Source organism: Collinsella aerofaciens, assembly GCF_015560135.1.
Taxonomy (GTDB): Bacteria; Actinomycetota; Coriobacteriia; order Coriobacteriales; family Coriobacteriaceae; genus Collinsella; species Collinsella aerofaciens_AN.
Genome location: NZ_JADMRH010000032.1, coordinates 1 through 10,207, shown reverse-complemented (window position 1 = coordinate 10,207; position 10,207 = coordinate 1). Strand labels below are relative to the sequence as shown.

The 10,207-nt window shown below is 62.5% G+C and carries 8 protein-coding genes and 1 tRNA gene; 6 read left to right on the top strand and 3 right to left on the bottom strand.

Annotation, left to right across the window (positions count from 1 at the left end):
• The first annotated feature begins 303 nt into the window (after nt 1-303).
• The 4 genes from I2H19_RS09420 to proB all read left to right on the top strand — a co-directional run bounded on the left by I2H19_RS09420 (nt 304) and on the right by proB (nt 3,696).
• Nucleotides 304-376, top strand: a tRNA-Ala gene (locus I2H19_RS09420).
• Nucleotides 377-440: 64 nt separating this feature from the next.
• Nucleotides 441-899, top strand: a complete 459-nt coding sequence (locus I2H19_RS09415) for a hypothetical protein (RefSeq protein ID WP_195622502.1) — start codon at nt 441-443, stop codon at nt 897-899.
• An 84-nt stretch (nt 900-983) separates the two neighbouring features.
• Nucleotides 984-2,489 (top strand): nicotinate phosphoribosyltransferase, encoded by a 1,506-nt coding sequence (locus tag I2H19_RS09410; RefSeq protein ID WP_195622501.1) that lies wholly within the window; start codon nt 984-986, stop codon nt 2,487-2,489.
• 79 nt (nt 2,490-2,568) lie between these two features.
• The gene (gene proB, locus I2H19_RS09405) at nt 2,569-3,696 is read left to right on the top strand and encodes a glutamate 5-kinase (protein WP_117766921.1); all 1,128 of its coding nucleotides are present in this window, start codon (nt 2,569-2,571) and stop codon (nt 3,694-3,696) included.
• 99 nt (nt 3,697-3,795) lie between these two features.
• Here proB and I2H19_RS09400 read toward each other — a convergent pair whose 3' ends face one another.
• Entirely contained in the window at nt 3,796-5,214 is a 1,419-nt protein-coding gene (locus tag I2H19_RS09400; RefSeq protein WP_195568763.1) for an alpha/beta fold hydrolase, read from the bottom strand.
• A gap of 112 nt (nt 5,215-5,326) precedes the next feature.
• Here I2H19_RS09400 and I2H19_RS09395 point away from each other — a divergent pair, with 112 nt between their 5' ends.
• Nucleotides 5,327-6,613 (top strand): glutamate-5-semialdehyde dehydrogenase, encoded by a 1,287-nt coding sequence (locus tag I2H19_RS09395; protein ID WP_195622500.1) that lies wholly within the window; start codon nt 5,327-5,329, stop codon nt 6,611-6,613.
• A gap of 70 nt (nt 6,614-6,683) precedes the next feature.
• Here I2H19_RS09395 and I2H19_RS09390 read toward each other — a convergent pair whose 3' ends face one another.
• Both I2H19_RS09390 and I2H19_RS09385 read right to left on the bottom strand, forming a co-directional pair.
• On the bottom strand, nt 6,684-7,283 hold the full coding sequence (locus I2H19_RS09390; RefSeq protein WP_161145052.1) for an HD domain-containing protein: 600 nt from the start codon (nt 7,281-7,283) through the stop codon (nt 6,684-6,686).
• Nucleotides 7,284-7,391: 108 nt separating this feature from the next.
• A complete protein-coding gene (locus I2H19_RS09385; RefSeq protein ID WP_006235480.1) occupies nt 7,392-7,877 on the bottom strand; it encodes a CarD family transcriptional regulator in 486 nt (161 codons plus the stop codon).
• Nucleotides 7,878-8,219: 342 nt separating this feature from the next.
• Between I2H19_RS09385 and argS the strand changes: the two genes are divergently transcribed.
• Entirely contained in the window at nt 8,220-10,073 is a 1,854-nt protein-coding gene (gene argS / locus I2H19_RS09380) for an arginine--tRNA ligase (protein WP_195502669.1), read from the top strand.
• Nucleotides 10,074-10,207 lie beyond the last annotated feature (134 nt).

The window sequence follows — 10,207 nt, the reverse complement described above, 5'->3', positions numbered from 1 at the left end:
CCAGCATCCTCTGGACCGTGTCCCGCTCGTGCCTCGTGAGCCTGCCGTAGGCCCTCGGGACCGCCCTCGCGGCGCCCTTCCCGCTCTTTCCGCTCTTTCCGGACATGACGTCCTCCGATCTCCCGGGGCCGGCCGATCCGGCCCTCAGGGTATCGGGTTCCCATATTCATCCGCACATGTGCGGATGAATATGGGAGGTGTTCGGATGAAGTTGATATTCAAGGCAAAATACCCGCGCCCCAAAAAGACTGGTTATTGGGCGTTGACAGTTGGCGAGCCGTAGGTAAAATATCAACTTGTCCTGGGGACGTAGCTCAGTTGGGAGAGCGCTGCCGTCGCATGGCAGAGGCCGAGGGTTCGACTCCCTTCGTCTCCACCCTTGGATTTGATAAGCCGCTGACATTGTGTCGGCGGCTTTTTTTAAAAGAAAGGGCTGTACCATGGCCGAGCTTGAGTCCCAACCATTGTCCGACGAGGAGCGCGCTGAGTTGGAAGAGCTCCGCGCCGAGAAGGCCCGCCGCGAGGCTCGTGAAGAGGCCCGTCGCGAGCGTGAGGAGCTGGCTGTCCTGCGTGCCGAGCGTGCGAAGGCCGAGGAGATCGCCGCGAACGCCGCATCCGCATCGGCGCCCGCGCCCGCACCCAAGCCCGCTGCTGCGAAGCCTGCACCTGCCGCGCCCAAACCTCAGCCTAAAAAGGCCGCTCGTCCCAAGTCCGTCGAGCCTAAGCCGAGTCGTGACGAGATGACCTTTGCCCAGCGCATGGTTACCTCCAAGGAGCCTACGGGCGAGAACGAGATCCCTGGCATGGCGCCGGCTCAAAAAATCATCATTGTCCTTGCCCTCATCGCGTTTGTCATCTTTATGGGCTACACGATCCTGACCAGCATGGGCCTGCTCTAACCGATTTGCATCGGGCGTCATGTCCGCATGCTCTGCTCTCGTCCAACCCTCAAATTCTGCACCACACATCCGAAAGGTCGCCCCATGGCTTTGACCGACATCTCTCATCCCACCGACATCGCAATGCTCACCGATCTGTACGAGCTCACTATGGCCCAGGGCCTGTGGGAGAGCGGCAAGGCCAATGAGCAGGGTTGTTTTACCGCGTTTTACCGCGACCATCCCTTTGGCAGCGCCTATGCCGTCATGTGCGGCACCGCCGAGCTGCCCGAGCTGGTCGAGAATCTGCGTTTTACGCCCGAGGACATCGACTACCTCGCCTCGCTCCAGGCCCCTGCTGGCGGTGCGATGTTCAAGTCTGGATTCCTCGACTACCTGCGCGATTTTCGTGCGCATGTAAACATCGACGCCGTGCCCGAGGGCGAGCTCGTCTTTCCGCGCGAGCCCATGGTGCGCGTCACCGGCCCCGCGCTGGAGTGCCAGCTGCTCGAGACGGCGCTGCTCAACATCGTCGGGTTCCAGACGCTTGTCGCCACCAAGACGGCGCGCGTGGTGCTCGCCGCCGACGGTCGCCCCGTGGCGGAGTTTGGCCTGCGCCGAGCCCAGGGTCCCGATGGTGGCCTGGCCGTTGCGCGCGCGAGCTACGTTGCCGGCTGCTCCTCTACGTCCAATGTGCTCGCCGGCCGCCGCTACGGTATTCCCGTCTTTGGCACGCATGCGCACAGCTGGGTGATGAGCTTCGATTCCGAGCTCGAGGCCTTCCGCGCCTTTGCCAAGTCGAGCCCCAAGAACTGTACGCTGCTCATCGACACCTATGACGTGCGCGAGGGCTGTGAACATGCCATTACGGTTGCCAAGGAGATGGAGGCGGTGGGCGAGCGCCTGTCGGCCATTCGCATCGACTCTGGCGACCTCGCCAAGCTCTCCAAGTATGTGCGCGGCCGTTTTGATGCCGAGGGCCTGCCTTATGTGGGGATCTCGGTTTCTAACGATCTTGACGAGTATACGATTCAGTCGCTGCTCGACCAGGGCGCGCCCATCGACAGCTTTGGCGTGGGCACCAAGCTCGCGACCTGCTACGATCAGCCGGCGCTGGGCGGCGTGTACAAGCTTTCCGCCCGCCGTGCGAGCGAGGCAGACCCATGGACGCCGGTGGTCAAGCTCTCCGAGCAGCCCTACAAGCGCACGATCCCGGGTGTGCAACGCGTGCGCCGTTATTACGACGGATTTGGCGGCCCGGTCTGCGACATGATCTACGACGAGGACCATCTGGCGGGGGAGGGCTCCGCGCGCGGCAATACCCTCGTGGCCGTGAATGATGCCGCCCTGGTGACCGACGTGTCCGAACTTGAGTATCGCGAGCTGCTGGTGCCGATCGTGCGCGATGGCAGTGCGGTGGCTCCGCGTGAGAGCATCCAGGACGCGCGCGAGCGCTGTGCTTGGGCGCTCGATCATCTGGACGCAGCTTTCAAGCGCTTCCTGTACCCGCAGACCTATGTGGTGGGCATGGAGCAGGGCCTGGCTCAGGTGCGCGACGAGCTCGTGCGCAAGAACATGGCCGCGGCTTCGGCTTTCCCCTGGGCTCACTAATTCTTTGGGCGGTAGGGGCGAGTCACGCTCCCTTGGCCGCCAGCTCGGCCGTTCGCTGAACAGTTGATTGGTTTGACGTATGACGACTTCTTATAAAACGATGGTGGTAAAGATCGGTTCGTCCACGGTGGTGGGCGCCGATGGCAAGGTCAACCGCGCCTTTATCGGCGGACTTGCCGATCAAGCCGCAGCGCTGCGCAAGCTCGGCTGGCGTCTGGTCGTGGTGAGCTCGGGCGCTATTGCCTGTGGCTATCCCGTGTTGGGCTTCGACCGCAAGCCGGTCGGCGACCTTCCGAGCCTGCAGGCCTGCGCCTCGGCTGGTCAGTGCATCATCTCGTCGGCCTACGACGAGGAGTTCCATGCGCGCGACCTGCTCACCTCGCTCGTACTGCTCACGCGCCACGACACGGCCCGCCGCACGTCCTACCTGCATGCACGCGACGCCCTGCTGCGCCTGGTGGAGCTGGGCGTGGTGCCGGTCGTCAACGAGAACGATACCGTCACCGTCGACGAGATCAAGTTTGGCGACAACGACACGCTGGCGGCGCTTGTGAGCTGCCTGGTTTCTGCCGATCTGTGCGTGACGCTCTCGGACATCGATGGCCTCTATACCGCCAATCCGCACGAGGACCCCACGGCCGAGTTCGTCCCGGTCGTGCATAAGATCGATGCCAAGATTATCGCCTCGGCAGGCGATTCTTCGACTTCGGTGGGCACGGGCGGCATGATCACCAAGATTCGCGCGAGCCGCATCCTGATGACGGCGGGTATTCAGAGCGTGATTTGCTCGGGCGAGGAGCCCGATGCGCTCGTGCGCCTCGCCCGCGGCGAGAGCGTGGGCACGCTGTTCGATCCGCCGGCGGAGCGTCTGGACATCGCACCCCGCAAGCTGTGGATCGCACTGGGAGACAAGGCGCATGGCTCGGTGACGGTTGACGACGGTGCCGCGAAGGCGCTGGTCAGCCGTGGCTCTTCCTTGCTTGCGGTGGGTATTCGCGAGGTCGATGGCCAGTTTGCCGAGGGCGATGTGCTCGATGTGTGCGATCCGAGCGGTATGGTCGTCGCCCGCGGTATCGCCGAGGCCGATTCGGACGTGCTGGAGCTTGCTGCCGGTCGCCGCCAGGACCAGATCGCCAGCAACCGCCTGCTGGCAGACCTGGCCGAGAAGCCGGCGATACACAGGGATAACTTGATCGTATTTGCATAAAGAAAGACAGCGCTGCGGATCGTTTCCCGCAGCGCTGTCTTTCTCGTGCCGGCACTTGGGGACGTTCCTTTTGTGCCGGCACTTGGGGACACTCCTTTGCTAGAAGATCCGGCGCAGGTCTCCGCGGTTGAGGGCTTCGTCGAAGAGGTACTTGAATACCACGCTGCCGTGCAGGCCGTCGTGCTCGAACTCGTTGGTCACCCAGGCATGCGAGTTGCCCACGCGGCTGAGCGTATCGAGCTGCAGGCCCGAATCCACGTACATGTCGTCGAAATACACCGCGGCCTGGAGCGGAACTTCGTTGCAGGCCAGGCGCTGCGGGTCGTAGATCTTGTCCCAGCTGGTGTCTTCCATCAGCAGGTCCATGGCGGGCTTAAACGGCTTAAGCTCGGGCATCTGCTCAAACATCCACGGGAACATGGCCTCGCCGGTAAACATGAGCGGGCGTGCGAGCGTGTCGAACTCGGCGCGGTGCGCCTTCTCTTCAGCCGCGGCCCAGCCAATGGGCATAGTGTCGCCGTCGGCGTATATGAACTCCTGCAGCGTCCAGTACAGCGGATTCGTGCGCGTGTTGGTGCGCTCGAAGGCGCGCATCAAAAAGCTGTCGGATACCGAGGAGCCGCAGGTCAGCGTGCCGTCGCCGTCAACAAAAGCGTGATCGATAATCCAATGCATGCGCTCAAAGCTCGGCTTCATGCCAAAGTCGCTGCCCATGAGCTGTAGGCGCTCGACCGTCATCGGCGAGCCGTCGGGCAGCACGGGCTTCTGTGCTTCGAGCGCATCGGCCAGGGCTGCCACGCGCTCGACGTCGGCGGGGTAGCGGTCGTAATACTGCTGCGTCTTGGCGGCCATGCGCGGGAAGGTGTGCGCGTAGACCTCGCTGGCGCTCGCCGGCACGTGGGGGATGCCGCCGCAGGTAAAGCTCGCCGCCACGCCCTCGGGGAAGAGCGACAGATAGCTCAGCGTCAAAAAGCCGCCGTAGCTTTGGCCGAGCGTGACCCACGGCTTGCCTCCAAAGCCCACTAGGCGCAGGTACTCAAAATCGCGCACGATGGAGCTGGCGAGGTGGCGCTTGAGGAAGTCCGCCTGCGAGCGTGCTGTATCGGCGCCGGCGGCCGTTGCGCGATCACCCAGTGCCTTGATCGTGCGTCCGTCCACGCAGCTGCTGCGTCCGGTGCCGCGCTGGTCGGGAAGGACCACGCGGAAGTGCTTGACGGCCTCCTCGATCCAGCCGTCGCTTGTGGGCGACAGCGGACGCGGGCTCTCGCCGCCGGGGCCGCCCTGCAAAAACAGGAGCAGTGGCAGATCGTCGTTGATGCGGTCGGGCGCGCAAACCACGCGGTAGAAGAGCTTGATGCTCTCGGGCGCGCCGGCGATGGGTGCCGGCATAGCGCCGCGGCGCATGGTGCTGCCGACGGCCAGGAGCATCGGCTCCAGGCCGCGCCAGTCAAGGGGGACGTCGATGCTGTGATCCTCGACGTAAAGGCCGGGGACGTGGTACGAAGTGATGAGGGCCATGTGAGTCTTCCGTTCGTTGCGGTGTTTCGGGTTGACCAATTCTACCGCCGCGGGCGAGGCCATGCACAAATCGGCTACCATGGTTGCAAACTTCTAGGAGAAAGGGCCGCCCATGTCGGTCGATATAGCCACGTATGTCCACGATCTTGCCGTTGCCGCCAAGGCAGCGTCGGCCTCGCTTGCCACGGCGAGCGATGAGCAGCGCCAGGAGGCCGTGCGCGCCATGGCCGCAGCACTGCGCAACGGTGTCGACTCCATCGTCGCCGCCAACGAGCTCGACATGTCCGCCGCGCGCGATGCGGGCACTTCGGCCGGACTGCTCGATCGCCTGCTGCTGACGCCTGAGCGCGTCGAGGGCATGGCCGCCGGGCTGGAAAAGCTCGCCGAGCTGCCCGATCCCGTGGGCCGCGTGCTCGACCACCGCGTGCTTGCAAGCGGCGTGGACCTGACCCGTGTGAGTGTTCCGCTGGGCCTGGTCGCTATGGTCTACGAGGCGCGCCCCAACGTGACGGCCGACGCCGCAGGCATCTGCATCCGTACCGGCAACGCCTGCATTCTGCGCGGCGGCTCGCTGGCCTATCACTCGTGTGCCATGATCGCCGAGCTGCTGGCCGATGCGCTCGAGGCCAAGGGCTTCCCGCGCGAGGCCGTGTCGATGATCGAGTCCACCGACCGCGAGGCCACTGGCGAGCTCATGAAGCTCCGCGGCATTGTCGACGTACTCATTCCGCGCGGCGGTGCAGGCCTGATCCAGCGCTGCGTGCGCGAGTCGCTTGTGCCGGTGATCGAGACGGGCACTGGCAACTGCCACATCTACGTGCATGAATCCGCCGACTTTGATAAGGCGCTCAACATTATCGTTAATGCCAAGACCCAGCGCGTAGGCGTGTGCAATGCCGCCGAGTCGCTGCTGGTCGACCGTGCCGTGGCAGATTCGTTTTTGCCGGCGGTCGTTGCCGTGCTGCACGACCACGGCGTGCTCATTCACGGCGACGAGGCCACGTGCGCCGCATGTGCCGACGCTGGGCTTGCCGAGGGCGACAACTACGTCGCCGCGACTGAGGAGGACTGGGGTCGCGAGTACCTGGCTCTCGAGATGAGCGTGAAGGTCGTGGCAAACGAGGACGAGGCCATCGCACACATCAACCGCTACGGCACGATGCACTCCGAGGCCATCGTTGCCGAGGACACGGATGCTTGCGAGTGCTTCCTGGATGCGGTCGATGCCTCGGCCGTGTGCGCCAACGCCAGCACGCGCTTCACCGACGGCGGCGAGTTTGGCCTGGGCGCCGAGATCGGCATCTCGACCCAAAAGCTCCACGCCCGTGGCCCCTTTGCCGCCGAGGCCCTCACCACCTACAAATACAAGCTCCGCGGCACCGGCCAGGTCCGTCCCTAACGCCCGCGCAAACAAAAACCACCACAAAGGTGCCTGTCCCCTTTGTGGTGGTTTTAGGTGGCGTTGACGGTTAGGCCTGGAAGGTATCTCGGTCGGGGGCGAAGGACTGCATGGCCGCGATGGTGCGGTCAAAGAGCTCGGGGAGCTCCCAGCCCAACATCTCGGCGCCCTGCGAAATCACGTCGCGCGAGCAGCCGGCGGCAAAGCGTTTGTCCTTGAACTTCTTCTTGAGCGACTTAGTCGTAAAGTCCATAACGCTCTTGCTCGGGCGCATGATGACGGCAGCGCCGATCAGGCCGGTGAGCTCATCGCAGGCAAACAGGATCTTTTCCATCTGCAGCTCGGGCTTGGGTAGTGAGGTGTTGAAGTCCGACGTGTGCGTCTGGATGGCGCGAATGAGCTCGGGAGACGCACCTTCGCCCTCAAGAATCTCGGCAGCATAGATGGTGTGGTTAATGGGGTCGTCCTCATGCTCCTCCCAATCCAGGTCGTGCAGCAGACCGACGATGCCCCAAAACTCCTCGTTCTCGGGGTCGAACTCGCGCGCAAAGTAGCGCATAGTGCCCTCGACCGTCTCGCCATGGGTGATATGGAACGGGTCCTTGTTGTGCTCATTGAGCAGTTCGAACGCGCGGTCGCGGGTGATTCCGGCGGTAAGCGGCTCTGCCATAAGAGACTCCTTGTGCTCGTGGGTATCGATAAGAATGAATACTACTAGAACAAGAAAACCACCACAAAGGTGCCTGTTCCCTTTGTGGTGGTTTTTGGCGCGGATGGGTTAGTTGAGGGCGGCTTGGGCTAGGCGGGCTTCGGCGGCCTCTTCGGTGACACCAAGGGCCACGGCGAACTCCTCGATGGAGCGGCGTTTGGCCTCCTTGAGTACGCGCATGTAGTAGGAGCTGGGTTTTTTATCAGCTTCCTCGGCCTGGCGAATGCGGTGCATCATGGTCTTTGCCACGCGGACCGTCTCGGGCGCGCCCAGCTTGAGCTGCTGCTTAAAGTGCGTCTCCTCAAGCGAGCTGTTGCGCTCGGTAAAGGTGTCGCACTCCAGCTCGTCATAGTGGCTCAGCAGGTGCTCGGCATCTTGCTGCGAGATGGCGGCGTGCAAACGGTCGGCCTGCGCCACGGGGTACATGAGGATCGTCTGCGCATGTCCCTGCTTGGTCTCGAGCAGCAGCATGGGCTGCGGTGTGTCGTCCCTAAAACCGACGACGGTGCAGACTCCCTGGCCCGGATGAATGACGTGTTGACCGATTGAGAACATGCTACCTCCAACTTATACGAATTTACATATGTCTAGAATAACACGCTGACGTGCGCAAACCCTTACTTTATGCAGGAAAAGCACACAACTCTGATAGGTAAGAGTATTCGATAACAGACGCAGCTCATTCACACTTTTATACATTTTCAACGCCTGCATAATCTGCAGGCAGACCGGCATCTTTGAGTGACTCCATACAAGCTGTAGTCATTTTTGTGCATATGCAATATCTATTAGCTTTACCCTGCGACAGTGCCCGTCGCTTGTGATAGAGTGCTACAAACTCTGGCTTTTGCCCTACGAGTGACCAAGAGCTCGGGGGCTTTAACACAAGGAGGATCTATGCCCGAGAAGATTGAAGAGCTGGTACGCGCTGCGCTTGCTGCGGCCCAGGAGGCCGGCGACCTTTCCGCATTTGAACTTGACGATTGCGCTATCGAGCGACCGGCTGACACTTCTCATGGCGAGTGGACCTCTACCATGGCCCTGAAGTCCGCCAAGCTGGCCCACTGCGCCCCGCGCAAGATCGCCGAGGCCATCGTTGCCCATATGCCCGAGGACCCCGCGATCGAGAAGGTTGAGATCGCAGGCCCCGGCTTCATCAACTTCTACCTCTCCGTTGCCGTCAAGAATGCCATCTTTGGCGAGGCTCGCGAGAAGGGTATGGACTTCGCTAAGTCCAACGTCGGTGGTGGCCTGAAGACCCAGGTCGAGTTCGTCTCCGCCAACCCCGTCGGCCCCATGCACATCGGCCACGGCCGCTGGGCCGCGCTGGGCGACTCACTCTGCCGTGTTATGGACCACGCCGGTTACGACATCCAGCGTGAGTTCTACATCAACGACCACGGCTCTCAGATGAACACCTTCGGCAACTCCATCAGCACGCGCTATATGCAGCTTGCTGACATCATCGCCAAGCAGGGCGTGGATATTGACGAGGCTCACAAGCTGCTGATCGCCGACCGCGACGCCTTTGTTGCCGATGAGAACGACGAGCATCCCGAGACCCATCCGTATCAGGACAACTTTGCCGAGACCCTGGGCAAGGACTCCTATGGCGGCGACTACATCATCGACGAGGCTGCCGAGTTCTGGCGCACCGACGGCGACAAGTGGGTCGAGGCCGATCCGCAGGAGCGCATGGAGAGCTTCCGCGAGCGCGGCTACGTTAAGATGGTCGACAACATGCGCGACCTCTGCCACGCCGTCAACTGCGACTTTGATCGTTGGTACTCCGAGCGCTCGCTGTATGTGAAGGACACTGAGGGTGAGACCGCCGGCACCTCCGCCGTCGACCGCGCTTTTGAGAAGCTCGACAAGATGGGCTACCTCTATACCAAGGACGGCGCCCTGTGGTTCCGCTCCACCGACCTGGGCGACGACAAGGACCGCGTCCTGATCAAGTCCGATGGCGAGTACACCTACTTCGCCTCCGACGTTGCCTATCACTGGGATAAGTTCCAGCGCGTCGACCATGTCATCGACATCTGGGGCGCCGACCACCACGGCTACATCGAGCGCGTCCGTTGCGTCTGCGACGCTCTGGGTTACCCCGGCAAGTTCGAGGTTCTGCTGGGCCAGCTCGTCAACCTGCTGCGCAACGGCAAGCCCGTCCGTATGTCCAAGCGCAAGGGCACCATGGTGACCCTGCAGGAGCTCGTCGACGAGGTCGGCTCTGATGCTGCCCGTTACACGCTCATCTCCAAGAGCTCCAACCAGATGGTCGACTTCGATATCGAGGCCGTTAAGAAGCGCGACAACTCCAACCCGGTGTACTACGTGCAGTACGCTCACGCCCGCGTGTGCTCCATCCTGCGTCGTGCCGCCGACGTTACCGCCGAGCAGGCTGACGAGATGGGCATGAAGGCCGTCGCCGCCAAGGCCATCGGTGAGAACGTCGATTACTCGCTGCTGACCGACCCGACCGAGCTCGCCCTTTCGCGTAAGCTCAACGAGCTCACCGACCTCATCGCCAGCTGCGCTCGCGACCGCGCCCCGTTCCGTCTGACGCACTTTGCCGAGGAGCTCGCCGGCGACTTCCACAGCTTCTACGCTGCCTGCCAGGTGCTGCCGAGCGAGGGCCGTCCCGTCGACCCCGAGCTTTCGCGCGCCCGTCTGGCCGCTTGCGACGCCGTCCGCGTAACGCTCGCCCTGGTGCTCACCCTTGTTGGTGTCTCCGCTCCCGAGCAGATGTAAGCTGCGGGTCATTTGACCGTGTAGGTTCGGCTTTGCTGAGCCCTATAAGCCCGATCTCCATTGAACTGCCTCCCATTTCTTGGACATGAGAAATGGGAGGCTTTCTTTATGCGCGTTGATTTGAGGGTGAAGCA

Coding starts and splice junctions, on each gene's coding strand:
- proB (WP_117766921.1), top strand. CDS start 2,569: ATGACGACTTCTTATAAAACGATGGTGGTAAAGATCGGTTCGTCCACG.
- I2H19_RS09410 (WP_195622501.1), top strand. CDS start 984: ATGGCTTTGACCGACATCTCTCATCCCACCGACATCGCAATGCTCACC.
- I2H19_RS09400 (WP_195568763.1), bottom strand. CDS start 5,214: ATGGCCCTCATCACTTCGTACCACGTCCCCGGCCTTTACGTCGAGGAT.
- argS (WP_195502669.1), top strand. CDS start 8,220: ATGCCCGAGAAGATTGAAGAGCTGGTACGCGCTGCGCTTGCTGCGGCC.
- I2H19_RS09415 (WP_195622502.1), top strand. CDS start 441: ATGGCCGAGCTTGAGTCCCAACCATTGTCCGACGAGGAGCGCGCTGAG.
- I2H19_RS09395 (WP_195622500.1), top strand. CDS start 5,327: ATGTCGGTCGATATAGCCACGTATGTCCACGATCTTGCCGTTGCCGCC.
- I2H19_RS09390 (WP_161145052.1), bottom strand. CDS start 7,283: ATGGCAGAGCCGCTTACCGCCGGAATCACCCGCGACCGCGCGTTCGAA.
- I2H19_RS09385 (WP_006235480.1), bottom strand. CDS start 7,877: ATGTTCTCAATCGGTCAACACGTCATTCATCCGGGCCAGGGAGTCTGC.